Genomic DNA, 17,449 nt, shown 5'->3' with positions numbered 1-17,449 from the left:
GCCCGGACCACCCCCACCCGCTCCCGCGACCGGATGAGCTACGACCGGGCCGCCGCGCACGCCGTGCTCGACGAGGCGTACCACTGCGCGCTCGGGTTCACCGTCGACGGTCAGCCGCGGGTGCTGCCCACCCTGCACGTGCGCATCGGCGACACGCTCTACCTGCACGGCTCCACCGGCAGCCGGCCACTGCTCGCCGCCCGGGGCGACGGGCTGCCGGTCTGCGTCACCGTGACGCTGCTCGACGGGCTCGTCTACGCCCGCTCCCAGTTCCACCACAGCGCCAACTACCGCTCGGTGGTCGCGCTCGGCACCGCCCGCCTGGTCACCGACGAGCGGGAGAAGACCGCCATGCTGACCGCGCTGGTGGAGAAGGTCGGCGCGGGACGCAGCGCGGCCAGCCGCCCGCCCAACCGGCGGGAGCTGGCCGAGACCGCCGTGCTGGCGCTGCCCCTGCGCGAGGTGTCGGTCCGGGCCCGCACCGGCGGGGTCCGCGAGGACGAGGCCGACCTGCACCTGCCGCACTGGGCCGGCGTGCTGCCGCTGCGGCTCACCCCCGGCCTGCCGGAAACAGCCGCCGGGGTCACCGCGCCGCTGCCGGCGTACCTGCGGACGGCCCGCACGCCCTGGCACGACCCGGCCGCGATGGCCGGCGAGCACGTCCGGCTGGAGCCGCTGGACCTGGCACACGCCGACGAGCTGCACACCGCCACCGCCGACGCGGAGGTCTGGCGCCACCTCAACGTGGCGCTGCCGACCACGCCGGCCGGGACCGCCGAGGTGATCGCCGCCGCGCTGGCCGCCCAGCACCGCGGCGAGCGGGTGCCCTGGGTGCAGCGCTGCGCGGTGACCGGGGCGGTGGTCGGCACCACCTCCTACTACGAGATCGACCCGGAACGGCGGGCGGTGGCGATCGGGCACACGTTCCTCGGCCGGCCGTGGTGGCGTACCGGGATCAACACCGAGGCGAAGCTGCTGCTGCTCACCCGGGCCTTCGACGAGCTGGGCGCGGTGCGGGTCGCCTGGCACACCGACATCCGCAACGAACGCTCGCAGGCCGCCATCGAGCGGCTCGGCGCCACCCGGGAAGGGGTGCTGCGCATGCACCGGCAGCGCCCGGACGGCTCCTGGCGGGACACCGTGCAGTACGCGATGACCGTCGACGAGTGGCCGAACGCACAGCTCCGGCTGCGGGAAAGGCTTCGCCGGACGGCACCGGTGGCGTGATGATGGCGGGCGTGCTGGGGATCACCGACATCTGGACGTACGTGCTGGGCACCGTGGCGATCATTCTGCTGCCCGGGCCGAACTCGCTCTTCGTGCTCTCCACCGCGGCAAAGCGGGGCGTGGGGGCGGGCTACCGGGCCGCGGGTGGGGTGTTCGTCGGCGACTGGGTGCTGATGTTCCTCTCCGCCGCCGGGGTGGCGTCGGTGCTCAAGGCGTACCCACCGTTGTTCCTGGTGATCAAGTACGCCGGCGCCGCGTACCTGGCCTATGTCGGGGTGACCATGCTGCGCGGCGCCTGGCGACGCTGGCGCGACCGCAACGACCCGAGCACGCCGCGGCTCATCGACGCCGCGGAGCCGGCGGCGATGCGCAGCCCGTTCCGCAAGGCGCTGGTGATCAGCCTGCTGAACCCGAAGGCGATCCTGTTCTTCATCTCGTTCTTCATCCAGTTCGTCGACCCCGGCTACGCCTGGCCGGCGCTGTCGTTCCTGCTGCTCGGGCTGATCGCCCAGGCGACCAGCGCGATCTACCTGACCGCGTTGATCTTCGCGGGCACCTTCCTGGCCGCGCAGTTCCGCCAGCGTCGCCGCCTCGCCGCCGGCGGCACCACCGCCGTCGCCGCGCTCTTTCTCGCCTTCAGCCTCAAACTGGCCACCGCCAGCGCCGGCTGACCCGTCCGGGTCAGGTGCCGTCACCCCCGCCTCCACCGCCACCGACCCCGGCGGCGCCGGCGGTGCCGCCGAGGCCGTAGCCGGGCCGGACCGGCTCGTCGGGGTGGCGACTGACGTGGGGGGACTCGTTGAGCTGAGCGGACCAGTCGGCGTGCGCCGCCGCCGCGGCGTGCCGGTTGATCGCCTGACGCAGCCAGCCGTCCACGGTGGCGACCCAGTCCCGCCGGTCGGCGCCCGCGTGCCAGATCCGGAACCGGCTGATGCTCTGGTGGGTGATCCCGGCCAGCGCGAGCCGGCGGTCCAGCCAGAAGATCGCCTCCAGGCCCGCCGAGTTGGTCACGAAGATCACCTCCAGCTCGGTGATCGGGCCGGCGTAGAGCGGCGCCACCCAGTACCCCCACCGCTGGTGCAACGGCAGGGTGTGCGCCACCCCGGGCAGCCCACCCTCCTGCAACCCGGCCTGGCGGATCATGAAACCCAGGGTCTCCAACGCCGCCAGCACGTGCTGCTGAGTCGGGATCGGGTGCACGAAGACCGGCACCATCGCCCCCTGATCCAGCTCCGGGTCGACGGAGACCTCGGTACGCAGCCCCATCCGCAGGCTCAGCAGCGGCACCGCACCGAAGATGGTCACCGGGGTCTCCCACGGCAGCGGCAACGCGAAGTCGACCGCCCGCCGCCGACCGGCCGGTACGACGAACCGGCCGGCGATCGGCAGCTGAAAGAACTGCACCAGCCGCTTGGCGGCGGCCGGATCGTCCGGCTCGACCGTGGTGACCAGGCCGAGCCGGATGTGCCGCACCAGGACGTCGTCCGGCCCCGCCGCCAACGTCACCCGCCCCGGCAGGCGCAGGCCCGGACGGGTGCTCGGGTTGGGAAGCGTGGTCTGCACGGACAGCCCGGTCCAGCCGGACTCCCGGGACACCCCCGTCAGCCGCACCGCGCCCCCCACCAGGCCACGCTTCCAGCCACACCAGCCCCGACGAGGCCACCTCAACTGTCGCGGACCCCGGCCTCGGTCACCTCGACTTCCGCGAAGAGGGACCACCCCTCCGGTTCAGCGCAACCGTCGCCCGCGCGGCACCGTGTCGGTCTCGTCGTCGAACTCGCCGATGACCTCCTCCAGCAGGTCCTCCAGGGCGACGAAGCCGATCGGCCGGGCCGGGCCGCCGCCGTTGCGGACCAGCGCGAGCTGGGACTGCCGGGCGCGCATCGCGGCCACCGCCTCGGTGACCGTGGACGTCGCGGGCAGCGTGAACGCGGGCGTCATCAGCTCACCGGCGGTGGCGACGCGCCCGGTGGTGACCACCCGCACCGCCTCCCGCACGTGCACCAGGCCGCAGACGTCGCCGGCCGCGTCCAGCACCGCCAGCCGGGACCGGCCGCTGTCCCGACTGACCTGCTCGATCCGCTCGGCCGGGTCGTCCCGACGGACGGTGACCATGGTGGAGAACGGCTCCATCACCTGCGCCACCGACGTGCCCTGCAACTCCAACATGCTGGTGAGCAGTTGGTGCTGCTCGGCGCCGAGCAGCCCGTGTTCACGGGACTGCTCCAGCAGCATCCGCAGCTCGTCCGGGCCGTGCACCTGGGCCAGCTGATCCTGCTGGTTGACCCCGAACAGCCGCAGGATCGCGTTGGCCAGCGCGTTCAGCGCGGAGAGCACCGGCCGGGCCACCCGGGCGAAGGCGCGGAACGGCAGCGCGAGCAGCGTCGCCGAGCGCTCCGCGTCCGTGATCGCCCACGACTTCGGCGCCATCTCCCCCACCACCAGGTGCAGGAAGGTGACCAACCCGAGGGCGAAGATCAGGGCGATCAGGTGGCTGGCCGCGTCCGGCAGCCCCACCGCGTGCAGCAGCGGGCTGAGCAGGTGCTCGATCGCCGGCTCGGCCAACGCACCGAGCCCCAGGGTGCACAGGGTGATGCCGAGCTGGGCGCCGGCCAGCATCAGCGACAACTCGCGGACGCCGTCCAGCGCGGCCCGGGCCGCTCGGCCGCCGCTCGCCGCCGCCTGCTCCAGGCGGTACCGCTTGCTGGCCACCAGGGCGAACTCGGCGGCCACGAAGAACCCGTTCAACGCCAGCAGGATCACCGAGCTGAACAGCGCGATGCCGGGGCTCATGCGGGCACCTCGCCCGGCTCGGTCAACTGCAACCGCACGGAGTCGGCCACGTGCCGGTCCACGGCCAGCACCTCGACCAGCGCCCGGGGTTCCGCCTCGCCGTCCTCGGCGTCGGCGCCCTCGGGCAGCAGGCTGATCTCCAGCCGGTCGCCGACCTCGGGCACCCGGCCCAGCTCCCGCATGACCAGGCCGGAGAGGGTGTCGTACTCCGGGGCCTCGGGCAGCGCGATGCCGGTGCTGTCGGCGACCTCGTCGATCCGCCAGCGGGCCGGCACCACCCAGGACCCGTCGTCCTGCCGGGCGGGCGCCCGCTCCGGTGGGTCGTCCTCGTCCCGGATCGGGCCGACCAGCTCCTCGGCGATGTCCTCCAGCGTGATCACGCCGGCGAAGCCGCCGTACTCGTCGACCACGCAGGCCATCTGCCGATGCCCGGACCGCAGGCGGTCGAGCACCGTCGGCAACGGCAACGTCTCCGGCACCAGCAACGGCGGCCCGGCCACCGCGCTCACCGGGGTGGTCGCCCGCTCCCCCGGCGGTACGCCGAGCACGTCGGCGATGCCGACGACACCGATCAGGTCGTCGACGCCCTCCGCGCCGCGCACCGGGAACCGGGAGTGGCCTGTGTCCAGCAGCTCGACCACGCGGCTCACCGGCTCGTGCGCCCGTACGGTGTGCACGTCGACGCGGGGCACCATGGCCTCGCCGGCGGTCAGCTCGCGAAAATCCAGCCCCCGGTCGAGCAGCGTGGACATCTCCGCGTCCAGGCTGCCCTCCTCGCGGGACTCGGCGATGATCTGTTCCAGGTCGGCCGGGGTGGCGCCGCTGGGCAGCTCCTCGATCGGCTCGATGCCGAACCGCCGGAGCAGCCGCACCGACGCGCGGTCGAAGAGCCGGATCACCGGCCCGGCGACGGCGAGGTACATCAGGGTGGACCGGCTCAGCACCCGGGCCAGCGGCTCGGCCCGGGCGATGGCCAGGTTCTTCGGGGCCAGCTCACCGAGGACCATCTGGACCACGGTGGCGATGACGAGCGCCAGGGCCACCGACAGCGGCAGGCTGACCGCGTCGCCGACGCCGGCGAGGCCGAACAGGTCGGCGAGGCCGCCACCGAGGTACGGCTCGGCGACGTACCCGACCAACAGCGCGGTGACGGTGATGCCGAGCTGCGCACCGGAGAGCATGAAGGAGAGCCGGCTGGTGACGGTCAGGGCCCGGGCGGCGGCCGCGTCGCCGTCATCGGCGAGCTGGCGGAGCTTGCCACGGTCGACGGCGACATAGCCGAACTCCTGCGCCACGAAGTAACCGGTGGCGGCGGTGAGCACGATGATCAGAAGGAGACCGACGACGATCAACACGGGTCGCTCAGGGCTCCCGGGGTCGTCGGAACGGGACTATGCCGGGCATGACCCGGCTGGCTACTGCTGCCCTCCTGGGCAGACGAGTCGATCATGCCCTCATTTTATCGGCGCTGGCTGGGACTCCGCTGAGGGTGGGCCGAAGGCGCCGATCGTCCGGTTCCCCAGCGGCGGGCCCGGGCCGTCACCCCGGTCCCGCCGTCCCGCCGCCCGGCCCCCGTTCGGCCAGCTCATCCGCGTCGAGCAGGCCCCGATCGAGCCGGCCGGCCCGGTACGCCGCCCGGCCGATCATCTGTGCCGCGACCGGCGCGGTGGCCAGTTGGAAGACCGCCACCAGCAGGATCATGCCGAGGTCCGCCCTCGACCGCTGCCGCAGCATGATGCCGAGCAGCAGCAGGAGCACCCCGAGCACCTGCGGTTTGGTGGCCGCGTGCATCCGGGACAGCGTGTCCGGAAAGCGCAGCACGCCGATCCCGGCGGCCAGGGCGAGCAGCGCGCCGGCCACCAGGCACCCGGCGCCGAGCCAGTCGGCGATCGTCCCGATCATGCCTGCTCCCGGACGGCGAAGCGGACCAGTGACACCGAGCCGACGAAGCCGAGCAGGGAGAGCACCACCAGGACGGGCAGCGTCGTGGCGTGCCGGTTGACCGCCGCCTCGGCGCCCACCGCGCCGACCATGGTGGCGAGCAGCATGTCCGCGGCGATCACCCGGTCCAGCAGCGACGGGCCCCGGTAGAGCCGGGTCAGCGCGAGCAGCGCGGTCACCGACAGCAGGGTGGTGAGGACGACGGCCAGAAACGTGATCACGGGAGGTTTCCCTTCTCGACAGGATCGGTCTCGACGCGGCGCAGTTCGGCGGCGGAGCCCACCGCCCGGACGATCCGCCGCTCGACGGCGAGGGTGCGCTCCCGGGCCAGGGTCAGGTCCGCCGGCCCGTGGGTGTCCAGCACGTGCAGGTAGAGGGTTCCGGAATCCCGGTCCACCTCGAGGATCAGCGTGCCGGGCACCAGCGAGACCGCCTCCGCGGTGAGCGCCAGGTTCAGGTCGGTGGGCACCCGCAGCCGCACCCCGATGATCGCCCCGCGGGGTCGGTAGCCGGGCTGTACCGCGATCCGGGCCACGTGCAGGCTCGCGCCGACCAGTTCGGTGGCGAACCGGAACGCGAACCCCAGCAGCGCGCGAGGGCGCAGCCGGCCGGCGAACGTGACCGCCGGCAGCGGGAAGAACAGCAGCACCGCGCCTCCCACCACCAGGCCTCCGGCCAGGTTCGCCCAGTTGACCTCGCCCCACAGCAGGCTCCAGACCACCACCAGCCAGCCGAGCGCCAGTGCCTGGTCCCGCCAGCGTCCGAGCCGGCGCCGCCGTGGCGCGGCCGGCTCGTCGGCGCCGCCCGGGGCCGTGCCGGTCGGGTCGGTCACGGTGTGCCACCCGGCAGCACGGCCCGCACGTACGGGGTACGCGAGCGCAGGTCGGTGGCCGCGTCGGCGGTGACCTCGAAGAGCGGACCGGCCAACACGGTCAGCACCAACCCGAACGCGACCAGCGCCATCGTGGCCCCGACCATCAGCGCGGGCAGCCGGACGGCCGGCTCGGTGGTGTCCAGCTGGGGCGACCGCCAGAAGGCGATGTTCCACACCCGGGAGGCCACGTAGAGGGTGAGCAGGCTGGTCAGCGTGCCGGCCCCGACGAGCACCGCGGGCAGCGGCCCGCCGGCCGCCACCCCGGCCTGGAGTAGCCCGAGCTTGCCGAGGAAGCCGGAGAACGGTGGCACGCCGGCGAGGTTCATCGCCGGGACGAAGAACAGCACGCCGAGCAGCGGCGCGATCCGGGCCAGCCCGCCGAGACGCCGCAGGTCGGTACTGCCGGCCCGCTCCTCGACCAACCCGGCGACCAGGAACAGCGTGGTCTGAATGGTGATGTGGTGCACCACGTAGAAGATCGCGCCGGAGAGCCCGGCCACGGTGCTCAACGCCACTCCGAAGATCATGTAACCGATGTGGCTGACCAGGGTGAACGAGAAGAGCCGCTTCATGTCCGACTGGGCCACGGCGCCCAGGATGCCGACCACCATGGTCAGCCCGGCGACGACCATGAGCAGCTCGTCGGCCTGCCCACCCGGAAAGAGCAGCGTCTCGGTGCGGATGATCGCGTAGACGCCCACCTTGGTCAGCAGCCCCGCGAAGACCGCGGTGATCGGCGCGGGCGCCGTGGGGTAGCTGTCCGGCAGCCAGGCCGAGAGCGGGAAGACCGCCGCCTTGATGCCGAACGCGAGCAGCAGCATCAGTTCCAGGGTCAGCCGGACACCGGCGGGCAGGTCGTCGAGGCGCTGGGCGAGTTGGGCCAGGTTGAGCGTGCCGGTGGCCGCGTACACCAGCCCCACCCCGGCCAGGAAGATCATCGAGGAGAGGATGCTGACCACCACGTACGTCGATCCGGTGCGGATGCGGATCTCGGTGCCGCCGAGGGTGATCAGCACGAAGCTGGCGGCCAGCAGGATCTCGAAGCCGACGAAGAGGTTGAACAGGTCACCGGCGAGGAACGCGTTGGTGACGCCGGCGGTGAGCACCAGATACGTCGGGTGGAAGATGACCACCGGTGTGGTCTCGCCGATCTCGCTGCGGCCCTGGCCGATCGAGTACAGCAGCACGCAGAGGATGACCGCCGAGGAGACCACCAGCATCAGCGCGGCGAGTTGGTCGGCGACCAGGACGATGCCGACCGGCGCCGGCCAGCCCCCGATCGCCATCACCACCGGCCCGTGCCGGTACGCCTGCACCAGCAGCAGCAGCGCCACGGTCAGGGTGCCGCTCAGGCAGAGCACGCTGGCCCCGCGTTGGAGCCGGGGCCGGGCGGCCAGCAGCAGAGTCAGCGCCGCGCCGAGCAGCGGCAGCACCACCGGCAGGGGCAGCAGCCGGCTCATCGCGTCCCCCACGGCCCGGCCATCACGCCTCTTCCCCGCGCCGCAGCCGGCGTCGGGCGGGCTCGGGATCGACCTGCTCCGGGTCGCCGTCCGGGCCCTCCCCGCCGAGGTCCACGGTGCCCACGTCGTTGCGCTCGGCCCGGCTGACGATCTGCCGGTCCTCCAGATCGTCGGGCACCTCGTCGTCGCCGCTGAGGTACCAGCTGCGGTACGCCACGGCGAGCAGGAACGCGGTGAACCCGAAGGTGATCACGATGGAGGTCAGCACCATGGCCTGCGCCAGCGGGTCGCTCATCCGGTCCACCGGGCCGGTGTCGACGATCGGCGCCCCACCGGAACGACCGCCCAGCAGGATCAGCAGATTGACTCCGTTGCCGATCAGGATCACGCCGAGCAGGATCCGGGTCAGACTGCGCTCCAGCAGCAGGATCACCCCGCAACCGACCAGCACCCCGACGGCGAGCACCAGCACCAGCACGGGCCCGGCGCCGCTGTCGGTCACGGTGCCACCTGTGTTCGCGACTGCGGGGCTCGCAGAACCGGCTCACTCCTCGCGCTCACGGCCGGTCCCCCTTGCCGACGGTGAGCCCGCCCGTGGCGGGTCCGGCCGCCTCGATGTGCCGGTCCACCTCGGCCCCGAGGCTGCGCAGGATGTCCAGCACCAGCCCGATCACGACCAGGTACACGCCGATGTCGAAGAAGAGCGAGGTGACCAGGTGCGCGTCGCCGACCAGCGGTAGGGACCGGTCGACCTTCGCGCTCTCCAGCACCGATCCGCCCGCCAGCAGCGCCACCACGCCCGTACCCACCGACAGGGCCAGCCCGGCGCCGAGGACCGTGCCGGCGCCGACCGGTGCGGCCTCCGCCAGCTCGTACCGGCCGCCGGCCAGGTAGCGGACCACCAGGGCGAGGCCCGCCACCAGCCCGCCGGCGAAGCCTCCGCCCGGCGCGTTGTGCCCGGAGAAGAGCAGGAACAGGGAGAAGAGCACCACGGTGTGGAAGATCAGCCGGATGACCACCTCCAGCACGATGGAGCGGCGCTCCTCGTCCAGCGTGGGGCCGCCGCGCAGCCACACCGGCCGGTCGGTCTGGTTCGCCGGGCCGGCCGACTCCGGCCGGCGCGGCCGGGGCCCGGTGCGGGACCGCTCGAAGATCAGGCTCGCGACCCCGGTCGCCGCCACCACCAGCACCGCCAGCTCACCCATGGTGTCCCAGGCTCGAATGTCGACCAGGGTCACGTTGACCACGTTGCGGCCGTACCCCTGGGCCACCGCCAGGTCCGGGAAGACGGCGGAGATGTCCGGCGCCCGGCGGGCGCCGGCGGCGACGAGGGCCAGCCCGGCGGCCACCACGCCCACCGCCACCCCGATCGCCCGGCGCGCCCACCGGCTGCGGCGCAGCGGGCGGGCCGAGAACCGGTTGGGCAGGCGGCGCAGCACCAGCACGAAGACCGCGATGGTCGCGGTCTCCACCAGGAACTGCGTGAGTGCGAGGTCGGGCGCGCCGTGCAGGACGAAGAGCATGGCGCTGCCGTAGCCGGTCACCCCCACCAGCAGCATCGCGGTCAGCCGGCGGCGGGCGCCGACCGCCAGCACCGCGGCCACCCCGATCACCAGCACGACCACCGGTTGCAGCGGGTTGTCCCAGAGCGGGATCCGGGCCTGCCAGGGACCGACGGCGAGCATCGCCCCGCCGGGCAGCAGCACCAGGGCGACCAGGATGACGCCCAGATACTGCGGCAGGGAACCGCGCTGGGTCGCCCCGGTGACCTCGATGGCCAGCCGGTCGAACCGGCCCACGACCCACTCGTAGCCCTGGTTGCCGTTGACCGGCCAGCGGAGCCGGGCCAGCATCGGGGCGAGCGGCCCGCGCAGCGCGAAGAGCAGGCCGCCGCCGGCGAGCGCCAGCGCGGACAGGCCGAGCGCCGGGGTCGGTCCGGACCAGAGCGCGAGGTGGGCGTGGACGTCGCCGAACAGATCGGCGTACGGGCGCAGCAGGCCGTCCAGCAGTCCGGCAGCCGGGCCGGCGAGCAACCCGACGCCGGCCAGCACCGCCGGTGGGATCAGCAGTGACCCGGCGATCGGGTCCGGCTGGACCGGCGCCACGCCCGGCCGGTCGGCGAACGCGCCCCAGACGAAGCGGGCGCTGTACGCGACGGTGAGCACCGTTCCGGCGACGAGACCGGCGAGGAGCACCGGCCGGTCGGTGAATGCCGCGAAGACCGCCTCCTTGGCCACGAAGCCGACCAACGGCGGCACACCGGCCATCGACGCCGCGGCCAGCACCGCGACCACGAACAAAGGTCGGGACCAGTGCCGCAGCCCGGACAACTCGTGCAGGTCGCGGGTGCCGGCGCCGTGGTCGATGACGCCGACGACCAGGAACAGCGCCGCCTTGAACAGCGCGTGCGCCAGCAGCATCGCCGTACCGGCCAGCGCGGCGTCCGGCGTGCCGGACCCGGTCACCACGACCAGCAGGCCGAGCTGGCTGATCGTCCCGTACGCCAGCAGCAGCTTCAGGTCGGTCTGCCGCAGCGCCGCCCAGCCGCCGACCAGCATGGTGGCCAGGCCCGCGACCTGCACCACGGGTCGCCAGGGGCCGATCACGGCCAGCACCGGCGCGAGCAGCCCGACCAGGTAGACGCCGGCCTTGACCATGGCGGCCGCGTGCAGGTAGGCGCTGACCGGCGTGGGTGCCGCCATCGCGACCGGCAGCCAGGAGCTGAACGGCAGCACCGCCGACTTGGACAGCGCGCCGGCCAGAATCAGCAGCACGGCGATGACCAGGTAGCCGCCACCGGGCAGCGGCTGTGCGGCGATCTCCGACCAGCGGTAGCTGCCCGCGTGCTCGCCCAGCAGGATGAACCCGACCAGCATGGCCAGCCCGCCCAGCGTGGTGACCGTCAGCGCCTGCGCGGCCGCCCACCGGCTGGACCGCCGTTCGGTGCTGTGCCCGATCAGCAGGTACGAGAAGATCGTGGTCAGCTCCCAGCCGACGTAGAGCAGCAGCAGGTCGTCGGCGAAGACCAGGACGAGCATCGCTCCGGCGAAGGCGACCAGGACCGCGGCGAACCGCGCCAGCCCGATCGAGCCGGCGGTGAAGTACCGGGCGCAGTAGATCAGCACCAGCGCGCCCACGCCGCCGATCAGCATGGTCATCAGCCAGGACAGCGTGGTGAGCCGCAGCGCGATGTCGAGGTCCAGCTGCCGGATCCACGGGTACGTCTCGACCACCGCCCCGCCCTGGCCGACGGCGGGGGTACGGGCCACCGCCCAGCCGAACGCGGCGGCCGGCGCCAGCGCCAGCGGGTAGCACGCACGGGGACCCCACCACCGCACGAGCAGCGGCGCGAGGAGTGCCGCCACGAGATGGAGGATGAGTAGTACCAGCACCCGCGCTCCCGGTCGAGGTGGCCGACGCCCGTGCAGCGGTGGCGCCTAGCAGCGATCAGACGCCAGTTCGTCGCCCCTCGGGCCGTTTTGCCGGAATTCGTTCGCGGCAGGCGGGCGCGCGGGGCCGACGGGCGAGCCGCGGCCGGCGTCAGCGCAGCAGGGCGTCCCCGACGGGCAGCGCGTCGTCGGGGGCGGGGCGGTCGCGGCGCAGCTCGGCCAGCAGGTCGACGCGACCGAGCTGGCGGGCGACCTTGTCGACCACGCGCTCCGCGGCGGCCAGCGACCGCACCGAGAGCAGTCGACCGCGGCTCTCCCGGCGCAGCACGAAGTAGTGGACGGCGACGCGCACCTGGCCGCGGTCGGCGGCGCTGGCCTGCGCGGTGGAGATGACCAGCTCACGTAGGCAGCGGGCGAGGCGTTCGGCGAGTTCCAGCTCCGGCCCGTGCAGGCCGCCCCGGAGCGTGGCGAGGTGGCTGTCGACCTTGCGGATCAGCACGTCGGTGCCGGGTTCGACATTCCGCTGCTCGCCGGCCATCCGATCCCCCCACCCCGGTTCGCGTTGCGAGTGAAGTTACTTTATGTTGCTCCTCACAAGCAAGCAGTTAAGTGAGACTTAACGCATTAAGCGCGCATCCAGTGCTTATGACTCCGAGTCGGACACGTTTCGCCGCGGGCCGCTCGTCGTTGTCGTACCCGCGGGGCACGATGGACCGGTGACCGGCGCAGACGCAGACACGGCCGGGGTGCTGGCCGGGTTCGGCCCGGCCACCCGTGCCTGGTTCGACGCCGCCTTCGCCGCCCCCACCGCCGCCCAGGTCGGCGCCTGGCGATCGGTCGCCGCCGGCCGCAACGCCCTCGTGGTGGCGCCCACCGGCTCCGGCAAGACGCTCGCGGCCTTCCTCTGGTCCCTCGACCGGCTGGCCCGCGAGCCCGCCCCGGCCGAGGCCCGGCAGCGCTGCCGGGTGCTCTACGTCAGCCCGCTCAAGGCGCTCGCCGTCGACGTCGAGCGCAACCTGCGCGCTCCGCTGGCCGGCATCCGGCAGGCGGCGACCCGGCTCGGCGTCACCCCGCCCGACATCACCGTCGGCATGCGCACCGGCGACACCCCGGCCGACGAGCGACGAGCCTTCGCCCGCACCCCACCGGACATCCTCATCACCACGCCCGAGTCGCTGTTCCTACTGCTCACCTCCGCCGCGCGGGATTCACTGCGCGGCGTCCAGACGGTGATCGTCGACGAGGTGCACGCGGTGGCCGGCAGCAAGCGCGGCGCCCACCTCGCGCTCTCGCTGGAACGCCTCGACGAGCTGCTGCCCGCGCCGGCCCAACGGATCGGCCTCTCCGCCACGGTCCGGCCGATCGACGCCTGCGCCCGGTTCCTCGGCGGCGCCCGACCGGTCGACGTCGTGCAGCCGGCCACCGCGAAGACCATCGAGGTCAGCGTGCAGGTGCCGGTGGAGGACATGACCCGCCTGGACGAGCAGGAGCCGCCACCGGAGGACGACCTCGGCGGCCCCGGGCCGCGCCGCGCCTCGATCTGGCCGGCCGTCGAGGAGCGGGTCTTCTCGCTGATCGGCGAGCACCGCTCGACCATCGTCTTCACCAACTCCCGGCGCAGCGCCGAACGGCTCTGTGCGCGACTCAACGAGCTGGCGGCCGAAGAGGCGGCGGATGGCCCGGCCGGTCCGGTCCACAACCGGCAACCGGCGGAGGTGATGGCCCAGTCCGGCGCGGCCACCGGAGCGACGCCGGTGATCGCCAGAGCACACCACGGCAGCGTCTCCCGGGAGGAGCGCAAGCACATCGAGGAGGCGCTCAAGTCGGGCCAGCTCCCGGCGGTGGTGGCCACCTCCAGCCTGGAGCTGGGCATCGACATGGGCGCGGTCGACCTGGTGGTGCAGATCGAGGCGCCGCCGAGCGTGGCCGCCGGCCTGCAACGCGTCGGCCGGGCCGGGCACCAGGTGGGCGCGGTCTCCCGCGGGGTGGTCTTCCCGAAGCACCGGGGCGACCTGCTCTCCTGCGCGGTGGTCGCCGAGCGGATGACCGACGGCGCGATCGAGGAGCTGCACTACCCGCGCAACCCACTGGACGTGCTGGCCCAGCAGATCGTCGCGATGGTGGCACTGGAGCCGTGGCGCCTCGGTGATCTGGCCGTGCTGGTCCGCCGCGCCGCGCCGTTCGCCGAGTTGCCCGACTCCGCGCTGCACGCCGTGCTCGACATGCTCTCCGGCCGCTACCCGTCCACCGCCTTCGCCGAGCTGCGGCCCCGGCTCGTCTGGGACCGGACCACCGACGTGCTGACCGGCCGGCCCGGCGCGCAGCGGCTCGCGGTGACCAGCGGTGGCACCATCCCCGACCGGGGCCTGTTCGGCGTCTTCCTGGCCGGGGCAGAGCGGGCCGCGCGGGTCGGCGAGCTGGACGAGGAGATGGTCTACGAGTCGCGGGTCGGCGACGTGTTCCTGCTCGGCTCCTCCTCCTGGCGGATCGAGGAGATCACCCCCGACCGGGTGCTGGTCTCGCCGGCCCCGGGGCAGGCTGCCCGGATGCCGTTCTGGAAGGGCGACCAGCTGGGCCGGCCGGTGGAGCTCGGCCGGGCCATCGGCGCCCGGGTGCGCACCCTGCTACGGCAGAGCGACGAGGCGGCGCTGGCCGCGTTGCGCGACGGCGGGCTGGACGACTGGGCCGCCGCCAACCTGATGGCCTACCTGCGCGAGCAGCGCGAGGCCACCCGATCGCTGCCGGACGACCGCACGATCGTGGTCGAACGGTTCCGCGACGAGCTGGGCGACTGGCGACTGGCCGTGCACAGCGTCCTCGGCGCCCGCGTCAACGGGCCGTGGGCCCTCGCCGTGGGCCGCCGGCTGGCCGAGCGGTACGGGGTGGACGCCCAGGTGATGCCCTCCGACGACGGCATCGTGGTGCGGCTGCCGGACACGGCCGACGAGCCACCCGGCGCCGACGTGGTGGTTTTCGAGCCCGACGAGATCGCCCAGCTGGTCGAGGAGTCGGTGGGCACCTCCGCGCTCTTCGCCGCCCGGTTCCGGGAGTGCGCCGCCCGGTCGCTGCTGCTGCCCCGCCGCGACCCGCGTCGCCGACAGCCGCTCTGGCAGCAGCGGCAACGTGCCGCGCAGCTGCTCGACGTGGCCCGCGAGTACGCCGACTTCCCGGTCACCCTGGAGGCCGCCCGGGAGTGCCTCCAGGACGTCTTCGACCAGCCGGCGCTGGCCGGGCTGATGCGCGACCTGGCCGCCCGGAAGGTGCGGCTGGTCGAGGTCGAGACCAGCGCGCCGTCCCCGTTCGCCCGGTCGCTGCTCTTCGGTTACGTCGGTGCGTTCCTCTACGAGGGCGACGCCCCGCTGGCCGAGCGGCGCGCTGCCGCGCTGGCCCTGGACTCCACGCTCCTCGGTGAGCTGCTCGGCCGGGTCGACCTGCGCGAGTTGCTCGATCCGGCCGTGCTCACCGAGACCGAGCGGCAGCTGCGGTGGCTGACCGAGCAACGCCGCCCCCGCGATGCGGAGGACGTCGTCGAGCTGCTGCGGGTGCTCGGTGACCTGAGCGACGCCGAGTTGACCGAGCGGGGTGTGCCGGAGGCCTGGTTGACCGAGCTGGAGGCCGCCCGCCGGGTGCTGCGGGTCCGGATCGCCGGTGAGCAGCGCTGGGTGGGCGTCGAGGACGCGGCCCGGCTGCGCGACGCGCTCGGTGTGGCGCTGCCGGTCGGGGTGGCCGAGGCGTACCTCGCACCGGTGGCCGATCCGCTCGGCGACCTGGTGGCCCGCTATGCGCGTACCCACGGGCCGTTCGCCGCCGCGAGTTGCGCGGCCCGGTTCGGTCTCGGCGTGTTCGTGGTGGAGCAGACGCTGCGTCGGCTCGGCGCCACCGGTCGGGTGGTGTCCGGAGAGTTCACCCCGGATTCCGCCGGCGCCCAGTGGTGCGACGCGGAGGTGCTGCGGCTGCTGCGCCGCCGCTCGCTCGCGGCGCTGCGGCGGGAGATCGAGCCGGTGCCGCCCCGGGCGCTGGCCACGTTCCTGCCCCGCTGGCAGCAGGTCGGGTCGTCCGCCCGAGGGGTGGAGGCGCTCGCCGCCACCGTGGAGCAGTTGCAGGGCGCGGCGGTGCCGGCGTCCGCGCTGGAGCGGCTGGTGCTGCCCGGCCGGGTCGCCGACTACTCCCCCGCCCAGCTCGACGAGTTGTGCGCCAGCGGGGAGGTGGTCTGGGCCGGGTCGGGGGCGATCTCCGGCGGCGACGGCTGGGTCACCCTGGCGTACGCGGACACCGCCCCACTGCTGCTCCCTCCGCCCGATGAGGCGCTGACCCGGACCCCGCTGCACGAGGCGGTGCTCGACGCGCTCGGCGACGGGCAGGCGTTGTTCTTCCGGCCACTGGCCGACCGGGTCGCCTCGACCGACGACGCCGCGCTGACCGCGGTGATCTGGGACCTGGTCTGGGCCGGTCACCTCACCAACGACACCCTCGCTCCGCTGCGCGCGGTGCTCGGGGCCGGCGGGGCGCACCGTTCCCGGCCGTCCGCGCCGCGCACCCGCTACCGACGACCCGGCCGGGTGGCGCTGCCCACCCGCGGTGGCCCGCCGACCGTCGCCGGACGTTGGTCGCGGCTACCGGAACGGGACCTCGACCCGACCCGTCGCGCCGCCGCTCTCGCCGACGTGTTGCTGGAGCGGCACGGGGTGGTCACCCGCGGCGCGGTCATGGCCGAGCAGGTGGTCGGTGGGTTCTCCGCGGTCTATCCAGTGCTGTCGGCGCTGGAGGAGCGCGGCGCGGCCCGCCGCGGCTACTTCGTGGAGGGGCTGGGCGCGGCGCAGTTCGCGGTGCCCGGCGCGGTGGACCGACTCCGTGCGCTGGCCGAGCCGGCCGACGGTGCCCGGTCCCGGGGCGGGCCGGCGACGGTGCTCGCCGCAACCGACCCGGCCAACCCGTACGGCGCGGCGCTGCCCTGGCCGGACCGGGTGATCGACTCCGGCGACGGCGCCGCCCCGGCGACCGGGCACCGGGCCGGCCGTAAGGCTGGCGCGCTGGTGGTGCAGGTCGCCGGCGATCTGGTGCTCTACGTGGAGCGTGGCGGCCGCACGCTGCTCTCCTTCACCGACGACGCCGACACGCTCGCCGCGGCCGGTAAGGCCCTCGCCGACGCCGTCCACTCCGGAGCGTTGGGCGCGATGTCGGTGGAGCGGGCCGACGGTGAGGCGGTGCACTCGTCACCGCTGCGCGACGCCCTGACCGCCGCCGGCTTCCGGGCCACTCCGCGCGGCCTGCGCCTGCGCGGCTGACCCGCTCTCGTCACTGCCGGTGTGGCCGCCCTGGGGCGGGTGGTGATCGCGGTGCTCAGCGGAGGCCGGCGAGGACCTTCTCGTAGCGCCTGCGGTCCGCGGCCGGGGTCTTCGCCTGCAGGTAGTTGAGCACCACCGCGCCGTGCCGGTACGACTGGCCGCTCCAGGTCTCCGCGATGTCGCTCGCGCTGATCTCGTCGGGGAACACGTACACCGTGACGGCGTCGGTGGCGATCAGCTCGGAGCAGCCCAGGCCGAGCCCGTCCGGTCCACAGTCGATCGAGCGGTCCTTCGGGTGCGGAACCTTCAGGCCGGCGGCCTTGAACGCCTCGACGACCTGCTTCGCACCGGGCGCCGCGGCCGGCCGCTTGGGCAGCACCACCGGCGGCGGGCTGGCTGGCCGGCGCTCGGTCGTCCCTTGGGCGCCGGCGGGCGGAGCCGGCGGGGCGGCCACGCCGCTGGCGCTGGACGGGGCTGCCG

At 73.9% G+C, this 17,449-nt stretch carries 14 protein-coding genes; 3 read left to right on the top strand and 11 right to left on the bottom strand.

The features are described 5' to 3' along the window. Together EAD98_RS29070 and leuE are read left to right on the top strand one after the other, a co-directional pair. A partial coding sequence (locus tag EAD98_RS29070; protein WP_121657156.1) for a bifunctional pyridoxamine 5'-phosphate oxidase family protein/GNAT family N-acetyltransferase occupies positions 1–1,227 on the top strand: 1,227 nt, incomplete at its 5' end. Beyond that, complete coding sequence (leuE, locus tag EAD98_RS29065) at positions 1,227–1,898, top strand: leucine efflux protein LeuE (RefSeq protein ID WP_121657153.1); 672 nt, start codon at positions 1,227–1,229, stop codon at positions 1,896–1,898. The genes EAD98_RS29070 and leuE, both read left to right, overlap by 1 nt. Positions 1,899–1,908: 10 nt before the next feature. Here leuE and EAD98_RS29060 read toward each other — a convergent pair whose 3' ends face one another. The 10 genes from EAD98_RS29060 to EAD98_RS29015 all read right to left on the bottom strand — a co-directional run bounded on the left by EAD98_RS29060 (position 1,909) and on the right by EAD98_RS29015 (position 12,222). Beyond that, positions 1,909–2,838, bottom strand: coding sequence for a sporulation protein (locus EAD98_RS29060; protein ID WP_121657155.1), 930 nt, complete (start codon positions 2,836–2,838; stop codon positions 1,909–1,911). A 117-nt stretch (positions 2,839–2,955) separates the two neighbouring features. Continuing rightward, entirely contained in the window at positions 2,956–4,020 is a 1,065-nt protein-coding gene (locus EAD98_RS29055; RefSeq protein WP_121657152.1) for a hemolysin family protein, read from the bottom strand. Further along, entirely contained in the window at positions 4,017–5,375 is a 1,359-nt protein-coding gene (locus tag EAD98_RS29050; protein ID WP_121657151.1) for a hemolysin family protein, read from the bottom strand. Before EAD98_RS29050 ends, EAD98_RS29055 begins: the two co-directional genes overlap by 4 nt. A gap of 184 nt (positions 5,376–5,559) precedes the next feature. Then, on the bottom strand, positions 5,560–5,922 hold the full coding sequence (gene mnhG / locus EAD98_RS29045; RefSeq protein WP_199723604.1) for a monovalent cation/H(+) antiporter subunit G: 363 nt from the start codon (positions 5,920–5,922) through the stop codon (positions 5,560–5,562). After that, complete coding sequence (locus tag EAD98_RS29040; protein ID WP_121657150.1) at positions 5,919–6,182, bottom strand: monovalent cation/H+ antiporter complex subunit F; 264 nt, start codon at positions 6,180–6,182, stop codon at positions 5,919–5,921. Before EAD98_RS29040 ends, mnhG begins: the two co-directional genes overlap by 4 nt. Then, positions 6,179–6,793: a Na+/H+ antiporter subunit E gene (locus EAD98_RS29035; RefSeq protein WP_121657149.1), complete on the bottom strand. Its 615-nt coding sequence runs from the start codon at positions 6,791–6,793 to the stop codon at positions 6,179–6,181. Before EAD98_RS29035 ends, EAD98_RS29040 begins: the two co-directional genes overlap by 4 nt. Then, on the bottom strand, positions 6,790–8,295 hold the full coding sequence (locus tag EAD98_RS29030; protein WP_121657148.1) for a Na+/H+ antiporter subunit D: 1,506 nt from the start codon (positions 8,293–8,295) through the stop codon (positions 6,790–6,792). Before EAD98_RS29030 ends, EAD98_RS29035 begins: the two co-directional genes overlap by 4 nt. A 22-nt stretch (positions 8,296–8,317) precedes the next feature. Further along, entirely contained in the window at positions 8,318–8,797 is a 480-nt protein-coding gene (locus tag EAD98_RS29025) for a Na(+)/H(+) antiporter subunit C (RefSeq protein ID WP_121657147.1), read from the bottom strand. 55 nt (positions 8,798–8,852) lie between these two features. Next, the gene (locus EAD98_RS29020) at positions 8,853–11,687 is read right to left on the bottom strand and encodes a Na+/H+ antiporter subunit A (RefSeq protein WP_121657146.1); all 2,835 of its coding nucleotides are present in this window, start codon (positions 11,685–11,687) and stop codon (positions 8,853–8,855) included. Positions 11,688–11,835: 148 nt separating this feature from the next. Continuing rightward, positions 11,836–12,222, bottom strand: a complete 387-nt coding sequence (locus EAD98_RS29015; RefSeq protein ID WP_121657145.1) for a hypothetical protein — start codon at positions 12,220–12,222, stop codon at positions 11,836–11,838. Positions 12,223–12,400: 178 nt separating this feature from the next. Here EAD98_RS29015 and EAD98_RS29010 point away from each other — a divergent pair, with 178 nt between their 5' ends. Next, positions 12,401–16,969 (top strand): ATP-dependent helicase, encoded by a 4,569-nt coding sequence (locus EAD98_RS29010; RefSeq protein ID WP_121657144.1) that lies wholly within the window; start codon positions 12,401–12,403, stop codon positions 16,967–16,969. Positions 16,970–17,024: 55 nt separating this feature from the next. Here the strand turns inward: EAD98_RS29010 and EAD98_RS29005 are convergent. Beyond that, positions 17,025–17,449 (bottom strand): hypothetical protein (locus EAD98_RS29005; protein ID WP_233584018.1); only part of this gene is annotated, 425 nt, incomplete at its 5' end.

This window comes from Micromonospora sp. CV4, assembly GCF_003667455.1.
Classification (GTDB): domain Bacteria; phylum Actinomycetota; class Actinomycetes; order Mycobacteriales; family Micromonosporaceae; genus Micromonospora.
Note: the sequence above shows the minus strand (reverse complement) of the source record. Positions and strands in the feature narration are given on the sequence as shown.

Coding starts and splice junctions, on each gene's coding strand:
- leuE (WP_121657153.1), top strand. CDS start 1,227: ATGATGGCGGGCGTGCTGGGGATCACCGACATCTGGACGTACGTGCTG.
- EAD98_RS29055 (WP_121657152.1), bottom strand. CDS start 4,020: ATGAGCCCCGGCATCGCGCTGTTCAGCTCGGTGATCCTGCTGGCGTTG.
- mnhG (WP_199723604.1), bottom strand. CDS start 5,922: ATGATCGGGACGATCGCCGACTGGCTCGGCGCCGGGTGCCTGGTGGCC.
- EAD98_RS29030 (WP_121657148.1), bottom strand. CDS start 8,295: ATGAGCCGGCTGCTGCCCCTGCCGGTGGTGCTGCCGCTGCTCGGCGCG.
- EAD98_RS29015 (WP_121657145.1), bottom strand. CDS start 12,222: ATGGCCGGCGAGCAGCGGAATGTCGAACCCGGCACCGACGTGCTGATC.